Below are 17,831 nucleotides of genomic sequence, written 5' to 3' on the forward strand. Positions count from 1 at the left end.
GTCACCGAGGGTGCTCGGCCAGCAGGTGGCCGACCGGCACGGGCAGGGTGGCCTGTGCGCCCAGCTCCTCCGGCGCGGGCATCTCCGGCCGCAGCCGGCAGCCGGTGGGGGAGACCTCCACCAGCACCACCGGGCGCCACTCCCAGGCGGCGTGCGGGACTGCGGCGTCCGTCAGGCCCCCGGGGCAACGGGCTCGGCAGCCGGCACCACCAGCGGCGCGCCAGCTGGGCCAGCCCGGAGGAGACCAGCACCGCCCTCGCCGCCGACGGCTCCCCGGCCGGGCCCACCGGCGTGCCGGTCAGGGTGGTGGGCACCACGAGGTCGTCGGACCCCGGCACGGGTGCCAGGTAGCCGACGGTCTCACCGTCGTCGGGTCGGTGGACGACGTCCCATCCGTGGGGGATCACGCGCAGCCTGCCTCTCGGTCGGCCGGTGATGATGCCCGGTGGAGCGGACCGGGTCACCCGGTTTCCTGGGCCCGTCGTTCCACCGTCTGGACGACCTGTTCCACGAACGGCCACCTGCGTGCTTCACTGACGGGGATGCGCACCCCTCGCACGATCATCATCAGCTAGCGCGCAGTCACTCCCCGACTGCGCGCAGACCTCCCGTACCCGGGGGGTCTTCTTCGTGTTCGGGGTCGGAAACACCGCACCCAGGAGCTCCCGTGGTCACCGTTCCCCCCGACCTCTCCCGCGCCGACCGCGCGGAGGTCGACTTCCACGTCTTCGACACGACCCTCCGCGACGGCGCCCAGCGCGAGGGGGTCAGCTACTCGGTCGCCGACAAGCTCGCCGTCGCCCGCCTGCTGGACGAGGTGGGGGTCGGCTTCATCGAGGGCGGCTGGCCCGGCGCCCTGCCCAAGGACACCGAGTTCTTCGCCCGGGCGCGCACCGAGCTGCGCCTGCGGCACGCCCAGCTGGTGGCCTTCGGGGCGACCCGCAAGGCGGGGGTGCGCGTGGAGGACGACCCGCAGGTGCGGGCGCTGGTGGACGCCGGTGCGCCGGTGGTCTGCGTGGTGGCCAAGTCCGACCCGCGGCACGTGCGCGAGGCGCTGCGCACCACGCTGGAGGAGAACCTCGCGATGGTCGCCGACACGGTGGCCTTCCTGGTCGCCGCCGGACGGCGGGTCTTCGTGGACTGCGAGCACTTCTTCGACGGGTACGCCGCCGACCCCGAGTACGGGGTGCGGGTGCTGGAGACGGCGTTCGCCGCCGGCGCCGAGGTCGGGGTCATGTGCGACACCAACGGCGGGATGCTGCCGATGGGCGTCCACCGGGTGGTCACCGACGTGCGGGCACGCACCTCCGGGCGGCTGGGGATCCACTGCCAGGACGACACCGGCTGCGCGGTGGCCAACAGCCTTGCCGCGGTGGAGGCCGGCGTCACCCACGTGCAGGGCACCGCCAACGGCTACGGGGAGCGGGCCGGCAACGCCGACACCTTCGCCCTGATCGCGAACCTGGTCACCAAGATGGGGCTTCCGGTGGTGCCCGAGGGGTGCCTGGCCGAGCTCAGCCGGGTCAGCTCCGCGATCGCCGAGCTGGCGAACATCGCGCCCGACGACCACCAGCCCTACGTGGGTGTCTCGGCCTTCGCGCACAAGGCGGGACTGCACGCCAGCGCCATCAAGATCAGCCCGGAGCTGTACAACCACCTGGACCCGGCCGTGGTGGGCAACGACATGCGCATCCTGGTCACCGAGATGGCCGGGCGGGCGTCGGTCGAGCTCAAGGGCCGGGAGCTCGGTGTCGACCTGGCCGGCCAGGCGGACGCGATCGGCCGGGTGGTCGACCAGGTGAAGGTGCTCGAGGCCGACGGCTGGTCGTTCGAGGCGGCCGACGCGTCCTTCGAGCTGCTGCTGCGCGCCCAGCTGCCCGGTGCGCCCGCGCCGCTGTTCGAGCTCGAGAGCTACCGCACCACCGTGGAGCACTGGGGCAACGGGGTGGTGGTGAGCGAGGCGACCGTCAAGGTGCACGTCCCCACCGAGGACGGCGGGGCCGAGCGGGTGATCCGCACCGCCGAGGGCAACGGCCCGGTCAACGCGCTGGACAACGCGCTGCGGGAGGCGCTCGTCAGCCGGTACCCGGTGCTCGCCGGGGTCTCGCTGGCCGACTACAAGGTGCGCATCCTCGGCTGGAAGGGCGGCACCAGCGCGACCACCCGGGTGCTCGTCGACAGCAGGGACGGCGCGGGGGAGTGGACCACCGTCGGCGTCCACGACAACATCGTCGAGGCGTCCTGGCACGCGCTCGTCGATGCGCTCACCTACGCGGTCCGCCACCGTTCGTGAGCGGAGCGACCCGGCTGGCCAGGAGGCAGAACTCGTTGCCCTCCGGGTCGGCCAGCACGTGCCACGTCATGGTGTCGCTGAGCGGGCCCTGACCGACGTCGACCGGCGTCGCGCCGAGGCCGAGCAGCCGCTGGAGCTCGGCGTCCTGGTCCCGGTCGGTGGCGTTGAGGTCCAAGTGCAGGCGCCGCTTGCCCGGCGTCGGGTCGGGGACCGGCGCGAAGACGATCGTCGGCACGGGGCCCTTCGGCTCCTGGCCGGGCGGGCCGATCTCGACGGCACCGTCGTCGTCGGTGCCGAGCACCTCGTAGCCCAGCACCTCCGCCCACCAGGCGGCCAGCGCGACAGGGTCCCGGGAGTCGACGGCGAGTTCGGTGATCCGGCAGGCCATGCCGCACCGTAGCCGCCGTCCGGAGCGCGGCTAACCTTCCATCGTGCGCATCGTCCGCTTCGCCCACCCAGCCGGCATGTCCTTCGGGGTCCTCGACGGGGACGGCCAGGTCGCCCAGATCGAGGGCCACCCCTTCGGGCAGATCTCCTTCACCGGTCAGCGGTTCGCCGCCGCCGACGTCCGGCTGCTCTCGCCGATCCTGCCCAGCAAGGTCGTCTGCATCGGCAAGAACTACGCCGACCACGTCGCGGAGATGGCCGCCCTCACCGGGGACGCGCCGAAGGCGCCGCTGATCTTCCTCAAGCCCTCGACGTCGGTGATCGGTCCCGGCGACGCGATCCGCATCCCGCCCGGCAGCACCAACGTGCACCACGAGGTCGAGCTCGCCGTCGTCATCGGGGCGCGCGGCGCCCGGTCGGTCACCGAGGAGCAGGCGATGGCCAGCGTCTTCGGCTACACGATCGGCAACGACGTCTCCGAGCGCGACATGCAGGTCAGCGACGGCCAGTGGACCCGAGCCAAGGGCTTCGACTCCTTCTGCCCGCTCGGCCCGTGGATCGAGACGGACCTGGCCGGCCTGGGCAAGGACCCGGCGGACCTGGCGATCTCCTGCACCGTGGACGGCGAGCCGCGCCAGTCCGGCCGGACGAGCCAGCTGATCTTCGGCCTGCCGATGCTCATCTCCTACATCTCCCAGGTGATGACCCTGCTGCCCGGCGACGTCATCCTGACCGGCACCCCGGCGGGCGTCGGCCCGATCGCACCGGGGCAGCGGGTCGAGTGCACGATCGAGGGACTGGGGACGCTGGCCAACACCGTGTCCGGCGCCGACCCCACCTCCACCGCGGGCGGCAGCCGATGAGCGAGCCGGCGGCGCCCGTCGTCCGCACCCGGTTCTGCCCGTCCCCGACCGGGATGGTGCACGTCGGCCTGCTGCGGACGGCGCTGTTCAACTGGGCCCACGCCCGGCACTGCGGCGGTCAGCTGGTGTTCCGCATCGAGGACACCGACGCCTCCCGCGACTCCGAGGAGTCCTACCAGCACCTGCTGGCCAGCCTTCGCTGGCTCGGGATCGACTGGGACGAGGGCCCCGAGGTGGGCGGACCGCACGGGCCCTACCGGCAGTCCGAGCGGCACGACGTCTACCAGGACGTCGCCGCGCGGCTGCTGGAGTCCGGCCACGCCTACGAGTCCTTCTCCACCAACCAGGAGGTCGACGCCCGCCGGCTCGCCGCCGGGCAGGACCCCAAGCTCGGCTACGACAACGCCGACCGGTTCCTCACCGACGCGCAGAAGGCCGCCTTCCGGGACGAGGGCCGGCTGCCGGTGCTGCGGCTGCGGATGCCCGATGAGGACCTCGCCTGGACCGACCTGGTGCGCGGCGAGGTGCGGTTCGCGGCCGGGTCGGTGCCGGACTTCGTCCTCGTGCGCGGCAACGGCGTGCCGCTGTACCCCTTCGTCAACCCGGTCGACGACGCGCTCATGGGCATCACCGACGTGCTCCGCGGCGAGGACCTGCTGCCCTCGACCCCCCGCCAGCTCGCCCTCTACGCCGCACTCACCGACATCGGTGTGGCGGCGGGCACCCCGCGGTTCGGTCACCTGCCCTACGTCATGGGCGAGGGCAGCAAGAAGCTGTCCAAGCGCGACCCGCAGGCGAACTTCGACGTCTACCCCGAGCGCGGTTTCCTGCCCGAGGGGCTGACCAACTACCTGGCGCTGCTGGGCTGGGCGATCGCGGAGGACCGGGACGTGTTCAGCGTCCAGGAGATGGTCGAGGCCTTCGACGTCACCCGGGTCAGCGCCAACCCGGCGCGCTTCGACCTGAAGAAGGCCGAGGCGATCAACGCCACCCACCTGCGCGCGCTGCCGGTGGCGGAGTTCATCCGCCGGGTCGTGCCCTTCCTGGCCGGCGCCGGGCTGGTCACCGACCCGCCGACCCCCGAGCAGGCCGCGGTGCTCACCACGATCGCGCCGCTCGCGCAGGAGCGGATGATCGTGCTGTCCGACGCCGTCGGGCTGCTCGGCTTCCTCTTCACCGACGAGGTGGAGATCGACCCGGCCGCCGCGGAGAAGCAGCTCGGCCCCGGCGCCGTCGAGGTGCTCGACGCCGCCACCACGGCGCTCACCGAGCTCCCCGACTGGTCCACCCCGGCCATCGAGTCGGCGCTGAAGCATGCGCTGGTCGAGGGGCTCGGGCGCAAGCCGCGGCAGGCCTTCGGGCCGGTGCGCGTGGCGGTCAGTGGCCGTACGGTCTCCCCGCCGCTGTACGAGTCCATGGAGCTGCTCGGCCGGGAGCGCACGCTCGCCCGCCTGGCGGCCGCCCGCGGGACCGCGAGCGCGTGACCGGAGCAGGCTGGCCCGGCCCGTGGACCGGCCGGCCGGCGAACGGCGCGGGGGTGGCCTGGGGCGGCCCGCCGTACGCAGGCCAGCCGTACGCCGCGCAGCCGAACGCGGGGCAGCCGGACGCCGGTCGGCCGGATACCGGACCGTCGTACGCCGGCCCGCCGGCGACCGGCCGCTACGGGGCGCCCCCTCAGGTGCCGATCGGGATGCCGGCCGGGCCACCGCCCGGCGCCGTCGCCGTCCCCGGGCCGCCTGCGCCCGGCGGCCGCGGACGGCGGGCACCCCGGCCGGTGACGCCGCCCGGGGCACCGCCATTCGACGCCCCGCAGTCCTACCCGTTCCTCATGCGGGCCCGGGACTGGGCGTGGTGGCGGCCGGCGCTGGGCCTGCTGCTGTTCGGCGTCGTGTACACGGTGGCCTCGGTCGTGGTCGTGCTGGTGGCCTTCGTCACCGGCACCGGGCCGGACCTGGGGTTCGTCGACCTCACCGACCCCTGGGTGCTGCTGGTCACCAACCTCTCCCTGATCGTGGCGATCCCCATCGTGTGGCTGTGCTGGGCGGTGCCGCACGGCCTGCGGATCGGCTGGTCGTCGTCGGTGCTGGGCCGGCTGCGCTGGCGCCTGTTCCTGCCGTACACCTGGCGCGCGGTGGCCACGCTGGGGGCCGCGATCGCCCTCTCGGTGGCGCTCTCGCTGCTGACCGACGAGTTGATCTCCGGACCGGTGCCCGCGCTCGGTTGGCTGCTGCTGGTGGTGTTCCTCACCACCCCGTTGCAATCGGCGGCCGAGGAGTACCTGTTCCGTGGCTACCTCAGCCAGGCCATCGCCGCCTGGATCCGCGCACCGCGGGCGGGGCCGGTGGTCGCCGCCGTGGTCACCGCGGCGCTGTTCTCCTCGGCGCACCTCCCCCCGGACTTCCTGACCTTCTTCGACCGGTTCGTGTTCGGGCTGGCCGCCTCCGCGGTCGTGTCGCTGACCGGCGGGCTCGAGGCGGCCATCGTGCTGCACGCGGTCAACAACGTGCTGGTCTTCGTGATCGCCGGCCTGCTCGGGGACGGCGCCGACACCGACGCGACCCTGACCGGACTGGAGGGCCTGCTGGTCGTGCTGCTGGACGTGGTCGCGATGGGGGCCTACGTCGCGGTGGTGGCGCGGTCCCGGTCCCGGGTCCAGCCGGAGCTGCGCAGTCCCGCCGTCGACCTGCGGGGCGCCCTCCCGGCGGGGCCGCCGAGCGGTGCGCAGGGTGCCATCGGGCCGTCGACGACGTACGCCGTCGGGTACGCCGGTGCGCCTCCGGCGGGATCCCCGTACGCCCGGCCGTCGGGGGCCTGGCACGTGCCGGAGCCGACGGGCCCGCCGCCGCCGGACGAGCGGTGGAGCCGCCGCGGCGCCCCCGGCCGGGAGGAGTGAGGCGCGCGGCGGACCCCCCGCGCGGGTGCTCTCCGGGCATCAGGTACAGTTCTGACTCAGCGCCGCGAGGTGCAGCACGGCCCTTGGGGTATGGGGTAATTGGCAGCCCGACGGTTTCTGGTTCCGTTAGTCTAGGTTCGAGTCCTGGTACCCCAGCGAGGAAGCACCATCTCCTCCAGCACGACCTGCGCTCCGGCGCAGCGCACGGCCCCGTCGTCTAGCGGCCCAGGACGCCGCCCTCTCACGGCGGTAGCGAGGGTTCGAATCCCTTCGGGGCTACGCGATGCGAGAGCCCCCGGCCCATCCGGCCGGGGGCTCTCGCCGTTCCCGGGCCCGGCACGTGGCCGGCCCGGCGGCGGCGGGACGCCGGGGGATGGGCCGCCCGGGCGACCCGGGAGCCGCGCCCTGCCACGGCTCACCCGACGTCCGGGCGGCTCCACCCCCGGTCCACCCGGACGGACGGGTCATGGCATCATCGACGCGCACGCACGGCCCCGTCGTCTAGCGGCCCAGGACGCCGCCCTCTCACGGCGGTAGCGAGGGTTCGAATCCCTTCGGGGCTACCCGTGGCAGAGCCCCCGGCCATCCGGCCGGGGGCTCTCGTCGTTCCCGCCCCGATCGCAGTGTCGGACACCACCGGGCCCTGACCCGGCGACCGCCGGGCCCCGGTCACCGCTCCAGGACGGTGACCGGCACCCGCTGCACCAACGTGTTGGCCATGCCCTGCCGGTTCCACTCCTGCGCCACGGGCTGGGCCTCGCCGGTGGCGTCGGTGGCTCGGACCAACAGCTCCGCCTGCCCGGGCCGCGCGTCCCAGGAGGCGGTCCAGGCGCGCCAGGCGAACGGGTGCCCCGGATCGGCGGGGGCGAGGTCCGCGTCGGCCCAGGTCGTGCCGCCGTCCGTGCTGACCTCCACCCGGGTGACCGGCGCCTGCCCCGACCACGCCCGCCCGGACAGTGCGACGGCCCCGGCCCGTACGAACCGCTCGCGGGTCATGAAGTCCGGCCAGCCCGGCGGGCTCATCAGCGCTCGCGGCCGGATCCGGGTGACCGGCTCACCGGGGTCGCCGGCGTCGGCCGTGATCCGGTACGCGGTGGCGTTCTGGTAGCCGGTGAACGGCTGCTCGAGGACCTCGATGCGGGTCAGCCACTTCACGTGCGCCATGCCGTACCAGCCGGGGACGACCAGCCGCAGCGGCGCCCCGTGCTGTGGCGGCAGCGGGGCGCCGTTCATCGACCAGGCGAGCAGGACGTCCGGGCGCATGGCCTCGGCCACCGGGAGACCGCGCGCGTAGTCCTGCTCGACGCCCCGCTCGACCCCGTGGTCGGTGCCGGTGAAGGCCACGTCGACGGCGTCGGAGGAGATCCCGGCCTCCTCCAGCAGCGGGGCCAGCGGCGTGCCGCCCCACTCCGCCGTCCCCACCGCCTCGAGCAGCCACGGCTGGCTGACCGGCCGGGGCTCGTAGCGGGCGCGGCCGTTGCCGGCGCACTCCAGCAGCACCCGGGCCGACGCGGCCGGTCGCGCCCGCAGGTCGGCCAGGGTCAGCCGCAGCGGCCGCGCGACGGCGCCGGTGACCTCCAGCGTCCAGGTCGCCGGGTCGACGGCGGGGATGTCGAAGTGCGTCAGCACGTAGTGCAGGCCCGGCGGGGTGACGTCGTAGCGCAGGGCCTCGAGCGGCAGCCCGTGGTTGCGGGTGGCCAGGGCCAGCTCGTCCAGCCCGATGCCCTCACCCGGGTCGGCGACGCGCGCCCGGCCCCGGTCGGTCTCCGTGGCGGTCATGGGTGCAGTGTGGCCCGGCGGCCCTGAAAGGGGGTCCCTCTTCAGCGGGCCGCGCGGGAGATGGCGACGGCGGCCTCCAGGACCGCGCTCACCACCTCCGGGCTCGGTCGCCGCCCCAGCCGCTCGACCGGCCCGGAGATGGACACCGCGCCCAGCACCCCGCCCGATCCGTCCCGGACCGGGGCGGACAGCGAGGCGACCCCGGGCTCGCGCTCGGCGATGCTGTGCGCCCAGCCGCGCCGGCGGACGTCGAGCAGCGTCCGGGCGGTGAAGCTCGCCGAGGGGAGCATGCCGGTGACCTCGTCGGCGGGGGCGAACGCCAGCAGGGCGTGCGCCGCGGACCCCGCGGTCAGCGGCAGCCGCGCGCCCACCGGGACGGTGTCGCGCAGGCCGTGGGCCCGCTCGGCGGCGGCGATGCAGACCCGGCTGCCGCCGTCGCGCACGTAGAACTGGGCGCTCTCGCCGGTGGCGTCCCGCAGGGTGGGCAGGTGCCGGCCGGCGAGCTCGGCGAGGTCCGCGCCCCCCCGGCCCAGCTCGGCCAGGCCCGGCCCGGGCGCCCAGGCGCCGGCGGCGGTGCGCCGGAGCAGCCGGTGACCCTCCAGCGCGGTGGCCAGGCGGTGGGCCGTGGCCCGGGGCAGTCCGGTGCGGACCACCAGCTCGGCAAGGCTGGCCGGCTCGTCGGCCACCGCGCGGAGGATGGCCACGGCTTTGTCCAGCACGGCAACGGGGTTAGGCTGTCCCACGCTGCAATACTCTCATCCCACTGTCTGAGACAGCAAACGAGATGGGCCGGACTCGAGGAGGACAGCCGTGGGCAGGACCCTGGCGCAGAAGGTGTACGAGCAGCACGTCGTCCGGCGGACGGCGGGGGAGCCCGACCTGCTCTACATCGACCTGCACCTCGTGCACGAGGTCACCAGCCCGCAGGCCTTCGACGGGCTGCGCGCCGCCGGGCGCACGGTCCGCCGCCCGGACCTGACGATGGCGACCGAGGACCACAACGTCCCGACGCTGGACATCCTCAAGCCGATCGCCGACCCGGTCAGCCGGGCGCAGGTCGAGGCGCTGCGGCGCAACACCGCCGAGTTCGGTATCCGGCTGGCCCCGATGGGCGACCGCGACCAGGGCATCGTGCACGTCATCGGCCCGCAGTTGGGCCTCACCCAGCCGGGCATGACGATCGTCTGCGGCGACAGCCACACCTCCACGCACGGCGCGTTCGGCGCGCTGGCCTTCGGCATCGGCACCAGCGAGGTCGAGCACGTGCTGGCCACCCAGACGCTGCCGCAGCACCCGGCCAAGCAGATGGCGGTCACCGTCGACGGGAAGCTGCCCCGCGGCGTCTCGGCGAAGGACATCATCCTGGCGGTCATCGCCGAGATCGGGACCGGCGGCGGCCAGGGGCACGTCATCGAGTACCGCGGGAGCGCGATCGAGGCGCTGTCGATGGAGGCCCGGATGACCATCTGCAACATGTCGATCGAGGCCGGCGCCCGGGCCGGGCTGATCGCCCCGGACCAGACGACCTTCGACTTCCTGCAGGGCCGCCCGCACGCCCCGCAGGGCGCCGACTGGGACGCCGCCGTGGCGCACTGGCGCACCCTGCGCTCGGACGACGACGCCGTGTTCGACCGCGAGGTGCACATCGACGCCGCGTCCCTGACGCCGTACGTCACCTGGGGCACGAACCCCGGCCAGGGCCTCCCGATCGGTGAGCGGGTGCCGGACCCGGCGCAGATCGCCGACGAGAGCGAGCGCCGGGCCGCGGAGTCCGCGCTGGCCTACATGGGCCTGACCCCGGGCACCCCGCTGCGCGAGATCGAGGTGGACACCGTCTTCCTCGGCTCGTGCACCAACGGCCGGATCGAGGACCTGCGGGTCGCGGCCGAGATGCTGCGCGGGAGGACCATCGACCCGCACACCCGGATGCTCGTCGTCCCGGGCTCGGTGGGGGTCAAGCAGCAGGCCGAGGCCGAGGGCCTGGACCGGGTGTTCCTCGAGGCCGGGGCCGAGTGGCGCGGTGCCGGCTGCTCGATGTGCCTGGGCATGAACCCCGACCAGCTCAAGCCGGGCGAGCGCTCGGCGTCGACCAGCAACCGCAACTTCCAGGGCCGGCAGGGCAAGGGCGGGCGCACCCACCTCGTCTCCCCGGCGGTGGCCGCGGCGACCGCGCTGACCGGGCGGCTGACCGCGCCCTCCGACCTGACCGACGTCCGAGCGACCGCTGGAGTCTGAGACCGATGGACGCCTTCACCACGCACACCGGCACCGCCGCCCCCCTGCGGCGCAGCAACGTCGACACCGACCAGATCATCCCGGCCGAGTACCTCAAGCGGATCACCCGCACCGGCTTCGAGGACGGGCTGTTCGTCGCCTGGCGCACCAACGAGCCGGACTTCGTGCTCAACCAGCCGCAGTACGCCGACGCCTCGATCCTGGTCGCCGGCCCGGACTTCGGCACCGGCTCCTCCCGTGAGCACGCCAACTGGGCCCTGCTCGACGGCGGCTTCCGGGTGGTCATCAGCTCCCGGTTCGCCGACATCTTCCGCAACAACTCGACCAAGTCCGGCCTGCTGACGGTGATCCTCCCGCAGGACCAGGTCGAGGCGCTGTGGACCGCGATCGAGGCCGACCCCGCCCTGCCGGTGACGGTCGACCTGCAGGCGAAGGAGGTCCGGTACGGCAGCACGGCCGTGCCGTTCGAGATCGACGACTACGTCCGCTGGCGGCTGCTCGAGGGGCTCGACGACGTCGGCCTCACCGAGCGGCACCTGGACGACGTCGCGGCGTTCGAGGCGCAGCGTCCGGCCTGGCTGCCGAAGGCGCTCCCCGCCCTCCCCGCCTGAGGAAGGACCCCTTCAGCGGGGGGCCGCTGCCCCGGCCTGCTGGCCTGCCCTCCTGACCCCGTCGGCCGGGGCGGCCGGGTCGGGCGCGAAGTCGCGGTAGTAGTCGGCGGCCAGCGCGCCCGGACGCCCGCCGAGCGTCCACACGCTGCCCTTCGCCGCCGGCGGCCGCAGCTTCCCGGCGGTGCCCTGCCAGCGCAACCCCAGCGCCATGAGCACCGACGGGATCGTGCCGCCCTGGCTGGAGACGACGACCGGGCCGGCGCCGTCACCGAGCAGCAGCTCCTCCGCCAGGGCCATCCCGGCCTGCGGATCGGCGGTGAAGCCCTCCTCGCCGAGCTCGGGCACCTCCCCGACCGGCAGCCCCAGGTCCTCCGCGAGCGGCTCGAGGGTCGCCCGGCAGCGGGTCGGTGGCGCGGTGAGCAGCCGGGCCGGCCCGAACAGCGGGAGCACCCGGGTCAGCGTCGCCACCTGCTCGCGGCCGCGGCGGTCCAGCGGGCGCTCGTCGTCCGGGCCGTTCCAGTCGCGGCGGTCCCCGGCCGAGGCGTGCCGCACCAGCAGCAGCCGGGGCGCCCGGGGCACGTCGGTCCGGGCGAGGTCCGCCAGCACCACCCGGTCGTGCTCGTGGGTGACCAGCGCGGTGGCCTCCGGCACCGGCAGCCAGCGCAGCTCGTCGACCTCGCTGTTCGGCACGAAGGCGCCTCCGACGACCTGCATCAGCCAGTAGTCGACCCGCTTGACCCCGTCCTGGACCGGATAGCGGGTCTGCACGCTGCGCCGGCCCACGACCGCCTCCAGGCCGGTCTCCTCGCGCACCTCGCGCACCGCCGCGGGCAGCGCGTGCTCCCCGGCGTCGAGCTTGCCCTTGGGCAGCGACCAGTCGTCGTACTTGGGGCGGTGGACCACCGCGGTCTCCAGCGTGCCGTCGTCCCGGGTGCGCCACAGCACCCCGCCGCCGGCCGGGATCAGCTCAGGCACCGGTGTCCCCGCGGTGCGCGATCTGCTCGCGGTGGTAGTCGCGGTCCCCGGTGCGGGTCCAGGTGCCGTCGCCGGCCAGCTGCCAGCTGCGCACGTCCGGCGCCAGGGCCGCGTCGAAGGTGTGCTGCAGCTGCCGCTGGGCGACCGGGTCGGTCACCCGCAGCAGCACCTCGACCCGACGGTCGAGGTTGCGGTGCATGAGGTCTGCGCTGCCCAGCCACCACTCCGGCGTCCCGGCGTTGGCGAAGTTCATGACCCGCGAGTGCTCCAGGAACCGGCCGACGATCGACCGCGCCCGGATCGTCTCCGACAACCCCGGCACGCCCGGCTTCAGGGCACAGATGCCGCGGATGAGCAGCTCGATCGGGACGCCGGCCCGGGACGCCTCGTACAGCGCGTCGATGATCTCCTCGTCGACCAGGGAGTTCACCTTGATCCGGATGCCGGAGGGGCGGTCCTCACCGGCGTGCCGGGCCTCCCGGCGGATCCGCTCGATCAGGCCGGTGCGGACGCCGTGCGGCGCCACCAGCAGCGACCGGTAGGTGGTCTGCCGCGAGTAGCCGGTGAGGGTGTTGAACAGGTCGGTGAGGTCGGCACCGACCCGCGCGTCGGCGGTGAGGACACCGAGGTCCTCGTAGATGCGGGCGGTCTTGGGGTTGTAGTTCCCGGTGCCGATGTGGCAGTAGCGGCGGAGCATCCCGTGCTCCATGCGGACGACGAGTGCCGTCTTGCAGTGCGTCTTGAGTCCCACGAGGCCGTAGACGACGTGGCAGCCGGCGCGCTCCAGCGAGCGGGCCCAGCTGATGTTGGCCTCCTCGTCGAACCGCGCCTTGATCTCCACGAGCACGACGACCTGCTTGCCGGCCTCGGCCGCGTCGATGAGCGCGTTCACGATGGGGGAGTCGCCGGAGGTGCGGTACAGCGTCTGCTTGATCGCCAGCACGCCCGGGTCGGCGGCGGCCTGCTCGATGAAGCGCTGCACGCTGGTGGCGAACGAGTCGTAAGGGTGGTGCACGAGCACGTCGCCCTCGCGCAGCGTGGCGAACACGCTCTTGGGCGTTTCGCCCTCGGACAGCCGCGGGTGGGTGGCCGGCACGAACGGCTCATCCTTGAGCTCGGGACGGTCGAGGTCGTAGAGCGCCATGAGCGAGCCGAGGTCGAGCAGGCCGGGGACGGAGACCACGTCGCCGCGGTGGATCTCCAGCTCCGAGACGAGGACGTCGAGGATCTGCGGGTCGATCGACTCGGTGACCTCCAGGCGCACCGCCGGCCCGAACCGCCGCCGGGCCAGCTCGCGCTCCAGCGCCTGCAGGAGGTCCTCGTCGCGGTCCTCCTCGACCTCCATGTCGGCGTTGCGGGTGACCCGGAACAGGTGGTGGTCCAGCACGTCCAGGCCGGGGAACAGCTGCTGCAGGTGGGCGGCCATCAGGTCCTCGAGCGGCAGGAACACCGCCTGCGAGTCGATCGGCCCCACCGGGATGAACCGCGGCACGTTGTTGGGCACCTTCACCCGGGCGAAGCGCGGGGCGCCGGTCTCCGGGTCGCGCACCGAGACGGCGAGGTTCAGCGACAGCCCGCTGATGTAGGGGAAAGGGTGCGCCGGGTCGACGGCCAGCGGGGTGAGCACCGGGAAGACCTGGTCCCGGAAGTACTCGCGCAGTCGCGCGGCCGCGACGTCGTCCAGGTCGGCCCAGTGGACCAACCGGATCCCGTGCTCCTCGAGCCGGGGGACGACGTCCTTCTCGAAGACGTTGGCGTGCCGGTGCACCAGGTCCTGGGTGCGCTCGGTGACCCGGGCGAGCTGCTCCCGGATGGTCAGCCCGTCGGGGGAGCGCACGGTCAGGCCGGTGCTCTGCCGGCGCTTGAGACCGGCGATCCGCACCATGAAGAACTCGTCGAGGTTGCTGGCGAAGATCGACAGGAACTTGACCCGCTCGAGCAGCGGCAGGGTGTCGTCCTCGGCCAGTTCCAGGACCCGGGCGTTGAAGTCGAGCCAGGAGACCTCCCGGTTCAGGAACCGGTCGGCAGGCAGCGGCGCGGTTGCTTCGGGCACGCGTCGATCCTGCCTCACCCAGGTGTCCGGCAGGTGACATCGAGGAGCTGCCCGGTGCGCGGCCCGACGCCGAGGCCGGCGGCGGTGCGCAGGTCGGACGGCGTGTCCACGTCGCGGCGCAGCCCTGGCCAGTTCCCGGCCAGCGGGACAGCCCCCCCGGCCGCGTGGGACTCGGCGGAGCGCGGACCGTAGCGCGGGTCCAGCTCGCCGGCCGTCACGCACAACAGCGTCGTCCCGGTGCCGTCGGCGTCGGCCACGAAGCTGCGCCGGTGTCCCGCGGCGGCGGCGAGGGCCTCGGCCAGCTCCGCCGGCCGGAGCGCGGGCAGGTCGGAGTTCAGGGCGGCCACCGCGTCCGCGCCGGCGGCGCGGGCCGCCCGGGCGCCGTGCGCCAGCGCGGGGTTGAGCCCGGCGTCGGGCTCGTCGCCGACCGTGCGGGCCCCCAGGGCGGTGACGACGGCGGCGGCGGGCGGCTCGTCGGTGACCACCAGGACCCCGGCCACCGCCGGGCAGGCCACCGCCGCGGCGACGGTGTCGGCGAGCAGCGCCAGGACCAGCTCGCGGTGCCGCCCGGCCGCGGCCGGCCCCAGCCCGGCCGTCACCGGCGTGAGCCGGGTCTTGGCCGCCGCGAGCCGCTTCGCCGGGACGACGACCCACCACTCCACCCCTGGACCTCAGCACACCCGCTCCGGGCCGGGGTCGGGGCCCGTCGGGCGGCACGTGAGGATCGCGGTGCCCTGCCCGAGCGACGAGGAGCTGTCCGCCGATGCCCCGCACCCCCGACCAGGTCGCCGACGTGGCGGCCCAGGCCGCGCCGTACCTGGAGTCCTGGCTGGAGCACCAGCGGCGGCGGATGCGCGTCCCCGGGGTGCAGGCCGCCGTCCGGGTGGGGGACCGCGTGGTGCTCGACACCGCGCTGGGTCTGGCCGACGAGACCACCGGTGAGGAGCTGACCACCGGGCACCTGTTCCGGATCGCCTCCCACTCCAAGACCTTCACCGCCACCGCGGTCCTGCAGCTGGTCGAGGAGGGCCGGATGCGGCTCGACGACCCGATCGGCCAGTGGGTGCCGGCGCTGGCCGAGGGTGCGCCGGCGGTCGCCGCGGTCACCGTCCGCGAGCTGCTCGGCCACCAGGCCGGGATCGTCCGGGACGGCGGGGACAACGACTTCTGGCAGCTGCTGCACCCGTTCCCGGACGAGCAGGGGCTGCTGGCCACCGCCACGGCCGGGGACGCGCTGACCTTCGGGCGCAACGAGCACTTCAAGTACTCGAACGTCGGCTACTCGCTGCTCGGCCTCGCGATCGAGGCGGTGACCGGGACGCGGTACGCGGAGCACCTGCGGCACGCGGTGATCGACCGGCTGGGCCTCGCCGACACCGGGCCGGAGTGGGCCCCCGCCCGGGCCGCCGAGTACGCGGCCGGGCACACCGCCCTGCTCGACGGGGAGGTCACCCGGCTGCGCATCCCGCACGTCGACACCCGGGCCATGGCGGCGGCGACCGGCTTCTACTCGACCGCCCGGGACCTGACCACCTACGGCGCCGCGCACTTCACCGGCGACGGGACGCTGCTGTCCGACGCGGCGAAACGGCTTCTGCGGCGGCCGGAGTCGGAGGTGCGGGCGCACGGCACGGAGCCGCGGCACTACGGCCTCGGGTTCGACCTGGACACCGTCGGGGAGCGCCGGCTGGTCGGGCACAGCGGCGGGTACCCCGGCCACATCACCCGCACGTGGTTCGACCCGGACGCCCAGGTGGTGGTCAGCGTGCTGACCAACTGCGTCGACGGCCCGGCCGACGTGCTGGCCCGCGGCCTGCTCGCGCTGCTCGACCTGGCGCTGGCCGCACCGGAGCGCGCAGAGGCCGCCCCGGAGCGCGCCGAGACGGCACCGGATCCGGCGGACCCGGCGCGGTTCACCGGGCGGTGGGCGAGCCTGTGGGGCGTGCTCGACGTCGCCCTGCTCGGCGGCCGGCTGGTGCTGCTGCACCCGAGCCTGCCGACCCCGGCCGAGGACTGGCTGGAGCTGACGGTCGAGGACGGGTCCACGCTGCGCCAGGAGGCGGCCGCCGGGTTCGGGTCGCCGGGGGAGGCCGTCGAGTACACGTGGGGCCCCGACGGCACGGCGACCGAGGTGCGGTTCGGCGGCCTCACCACCTGGCCGGTCGACGCGTTCCTCGCCCGGCGGGCCGGGCAGGTCGCCGGGCTGCCCCGGTGACCGCGCTGCTGCTGCGCCGCGCCCGCCTGGGCGCCGCCGTCCGCGACGTGCTGATCGCCGGCGGGCGGGTGGTCGCCGTCGCCGACGACCTGCCGACCGCGCGGGGGCTGGACGGCCTGTCGGGTGGGACGACGGTGGTCGACCTGGACGGCGGCACCCTGCTCCCCGGGCTGCGCGACGAGCACGTCCACCTCCAGCAGTGGGCCGCGACCCGCCGGCGGATCGACGTGACGGCGGCCCGGTCGCCGGGGGAGGCCGCCGCGCTGGTGGCCGCCGCGCTGCGGGAGGACCCGGGTGAGCCCGGGAGCTTCGTCGTCGCCCAGGGCTTCCGGGACGCGCTGTGGACGGAGGCCCCCGACGTCGCGGTCCTCGACGCGGCGCTGCCCGGCCGGCCGGTGGTCCTGGTCAGCGCCGACCTGCACACCGCCTGGTGCAGCACGCCCGCGCTGCGGCGGCTGGGGTTGCCCCAGGACTCCGGCGTGCTCCGCGAGCAGGAGGCGATGGCGGTGTACGCCCGGGCCGGGCAGGTCGGCACCGACGTGCTCGACGGCTGGGTGCTCGAGGCGGCTGCCGCGGCGGCGGCCCGCGGGGTGACCGCCGTGGTCGACCTGGAGAACGACGACCTGCTCGGCGCCTGGGCCCGCCGGGCTCGCCGGCAGGACGGCGGCCCCGCGGTGCGGGTGCGCGCCGGCTTCTGGGAGAACCGCCTGGAGCAGGTCCTGGCCACCGGCCTGCGCAGCGGGGACCCGCTGCCCGGCGTCCCCGACCCGGTGGCCGCCGACCGGGTGCGCCTCGGGCCGCTGAAGCTCTTCGTCGACGGCTCCCTGGGCACCCGCACCGCCTACTGCCACCAGCCCTACCCCGGGGTGGCCGGCCCGGAGGCCCACGGCGTGCTCCGCACGTCCCCGGACCGGCTGGAGGAGCTGCTGCGCCGGGCCGGCGCGCACGGCCTGGACCTGGCGGTGCACGCCATCGGCGACCGGGCGACGGCGATCGCGCTGGACGGCTTCGCCGCCGCGGCGTGCACCGGGCGGATCGAGCACGCCCAGCAGGTGCGCCCGGCGGACCTGCCGCGCTTCGCCGAGCTGGGGGTGGTGGCGAGCGTCCAGCCGCGGCACGCGATCGACGACCGGGACGCCGCCGACCGGCACTGGGCCGGCGCCACCGAGCACGCCTTCCCCTACGGGGCGCTCGTCGCCGCGGGCGCGGAGGTGGTGCTCGGCTCGGACGCCCCGGTGGCGCCGCTGGACCCGTGGGACGCCGTCGCCAGCGCCGTCCACCGCTCGCTGGACGAGCGGGGGGCCTGGCACCCGGAGCACCACCTGCGCCTCGAGGTCGCGCTCGCGGCGGCCAGCGGCGGACGTCGGGCGGTCCGGGTGGGGGACGTCGCCGACCTCGTCGTCGTCCCGGAGCCCCCGGCCGACGTGCTGGCCCGCGACGGCGCCGCCGGGCTGCGGGCCACCGAGGTCCTCGGCACGCTGGTCGCCGGTCGCTGGACCCACCGGACGGCGGCACTGCGCTGACCGG

Annotated in this window: 15 protein-coding genes and 3 tRNA genes; 11 read left to right on the forward strand and 7 right to left on the reverse strand. The window is 74.9% G+C overall.

The features are described 5' to 3' along the window. Position 1: 1 nt before the first annotated feature. Positions 2–130: a hypothetical protein gene (locus tag HK417_RS25185; protein WP_261326131.1), complete on the reverse strand. Its 129-nt coding sequence runs from the start codon at positions 128–130 to the stop codon at positions 2–4. A 537-nt stretch (positions 131–667) separates the two neighbouring features. Here HK417_RS25185 and cimA point away from each other — a divergent pair. Next, positions 668–2,293 (forward strand): citramalate synthase, encoded by a 1,626-nt coding sequence (gene cimA, locus HK417_RS08175; RefSeq protein WP_222265223.1) that lies wholly within the window; start codon positions 668–670, stop codon positions 2,291–2,293. On the opposite strand, the gene HK417_RS08180 is transcribed toward cimA, so the two are convergent. Then, entirely contained in the window at positions 2,265–2,681 is a 417-nt protein-coding gene (locus HK417_RS08180) for a VOC family protein (RefSeq protein WP_222265225.1), read from the reverse strand. The two genes, cimA and HK417_RS08180, sit on opposite strands and share 29 nt — an antisense overlap. 43 nt (positions 2,682–2,724) lie before the next feature. Here HK417_RS08180 and HK417_RS08185 point away from each other — a divergent pair, with 43 nt between their 5' ends. The 6 genes from HK417_RS08185 to HK417_RS08210 all read left to right on the forward strand — a co-directional run bounded on the left by HK417_RS08185 (position 2,725) and on the right by HK417_RS08210 (position 6,999). Beyond that, on the forward strand, positions 2,725–3,543 hold the full coding sequence (locus HK417_RS08185; RefSeq protein ID WP_222265226.1) for a fumarylacetoacetate hydrolase family protein: 819 nt from the start codon (positions 2,725–2,727) through the stop codon (positions 3,541–3,543). Further along, entirely contained in the window at positions 3,540–5,027 is a 1,488-nt protein-coding gene (gltX, locus tag HK417_RS08190) for a glutamate--tRNA ligase (protein ID WP_222265228.1), read from the forward strand. Before HK417_RS08185 ends, gltX begins: the two co-directional genes overlap by 4 nt. After that, positions 5,024–6,436 carry a CPBP family intramembrane glutamic endopeptidase gene (locus HK417_RS08195; protein ID WP_222265230.1) on the forward strand — a complete coding sequence of 471 codons (1,413 nt, stop codon included), beginning with the start codon at positions 5,024–5,026 and terminating at the stop codon, positions 6,434–6,436. The genes gltX and HK417_RS08195 overlap by 4 nt, the downstream gene beginning before the upstream one ends. An 84-nt stretch (positions 6,437–6,520) precedes the next feature. Continuing rightward, a tRNA-Gln gene (locus tag HK417_RS08200) sits at positions 6,521–6,592 on the forward strand. Positions 6,593–6,642: 50 nt separating this feature from the next. Continuing rightward, positions 6,643–6,715 (forward strand) — tRNA-Glu (locus tag HK417_RS08205). Between the two features lie 211 nt (positions 6,716–6,926). Continuing rightward, positions 6,927–6,999, forward strand: a tRNA-Glu gene (locus HK417_RS08210). Between the two features lie 106 nt (positions 7,000–7,105). On the opposite strand, the gene HK417_RS08215 is transcribed toward HK417_RS08210, so the two are convergent. Next, positions 7,106–8,215: a sulfite oxidase gene (locus HK417_RS08215; protein ID WP_222265232.1), complete on the reverse strand. Its 1,110-nt coding sequence runs from the start codon at positions 8,213–8,215 to the stop codon at positions 7,106–7,108. 41 nt (positions 8,216–8,256) lie between these two features. Further along, positions 8,257–8,934: an IclR family transcriptional regulator gene (locus HK417_RS08220; protein ID WP_439957909.1), complete on the reverse strand. Its 678-nt coding sequence runs from the start codon at positions 8,932–8,934 to the stop codon at positions 8,257–8,259. A 91-nt stretch (positions 8,935–9,025) separates the two neighbouring features. Here HK417_RS08220 and leuC point away from each other — a divergent pair, with 91 nt between their 5' ends. Both leuC and leuD read left to right on the forward strand, forming a co-directional pair. After that, positions 9,026–10,450, forward strand: a complete 1,425-nt coding sequence (leuC, locus tag HK417_RS08225) for a 3-isopropylmalate dehydratase large subunit (protein ID WP_222265237.1) — start codon at positions 9,026–9,028, stop codon at positions 10,448–10,450. Positions 10,451–10,455: 5 nt separating this feature from the next. Further along, on the forward strand, positions 10,456–11,061 hold the full coding sequence (gene leuD, locus HK417_RS08230; RefSeq protein ID WP_222265239.1) for a 3-isopropylmalate dehydratase small subunit: 606 nt from the start codon (positions 10,456–10,458) through the stop codon (positions 11,059–11,061). A 12-nt stretch (positions 11,062–11,073) separates the two neighbouring features. On the opposite strand, the gene HK417_RS08235 is transcribed toward leuD, so the two are convergent. From HK417_RS08235 to cofC, 3 genes are read right to left on the reverse strand one after another with little or no spacing between them, the layout of a single operon-like run. Further along, a complete protein-coding gene (locus HK417_RS08235) occupies positions 11,074–12,036 on the reverse strand; it encodes an NUDIX hydrolase (protein WP_308123446.1) in 963 nt (320 codons plus the stop codon). Continuing rightward, complete coding sequence (locus HK417_RS08240) at positions 12,029–14,089, reverse strand: RNA degradosome polyphosphate kinase (protein WP_222265241.1); 2,061 nt, start codon at positions 14,087–14,089, stop codon at positions 12,029–12,031. The genes HK417_RS08235 and HK417_RS08240 overlap by 8 nt, the downstream gene beginning before the upstream one ends. 14 nt (positions 14,090–14,103) lie before the next feature. Then, positions 14,104–14,751, reverse strand: coding sequence for a 2-phospho-L-lactate guanylyltransferase (cofC, locus tag HK417_RS08245; protein ID WP_222265243.1), 648 nt, complete (start codon positions 14,749–14,751; stop codon positions 14,104–14,106). A 101-nt stretch (positions 14,752–14,852) separates the two neighbouring features. On the opposite strand from cofC, the gene HK417_RS08250 reads away from it, so the two are divergent. Both HK417_RS08250 and HK417_RS08255 read left to right on the forward strand, forming a co-directional pair. Continuing rightward, positions 14,853–16,304, forward strand: coding sequence for a serine hydrolase domain-containing protein (locus HK417_RS08250; protein WP_222265245.1), 1,452 nt, complete (start codon positions 14,853–14,855; stop codon positions 16,302–16,304). Continuing rightward, the gene (locus tag HK417_RS08255; protein ID WP_222265248.1) at positions 16,301–17,827 is read left to right on the forward strand and encodes an amidohydrolase; all 1,527 of its coding nucleotides are present in this window, start codon (positions 16,301–16,303) and stop codon (positions 17,825–17,827) included. Before HK417_RS08250 ends, HK417_RS08255 begins: the two co-directional genes overlap by 4 nt. Positions 17,828–17,831: the final 4 nt, after the last annotated feature.

It is taken from the genome of Modestobacter marinus (assembly GCF_019799945.1).
Taxonomy (GTDB): domain Bacteria; phylum Actinomycetota; class Actinomycetes; order Mycobacteriales; family Geodermatophilaceae; genus Modestobacter; species Modestobacter marinus_B.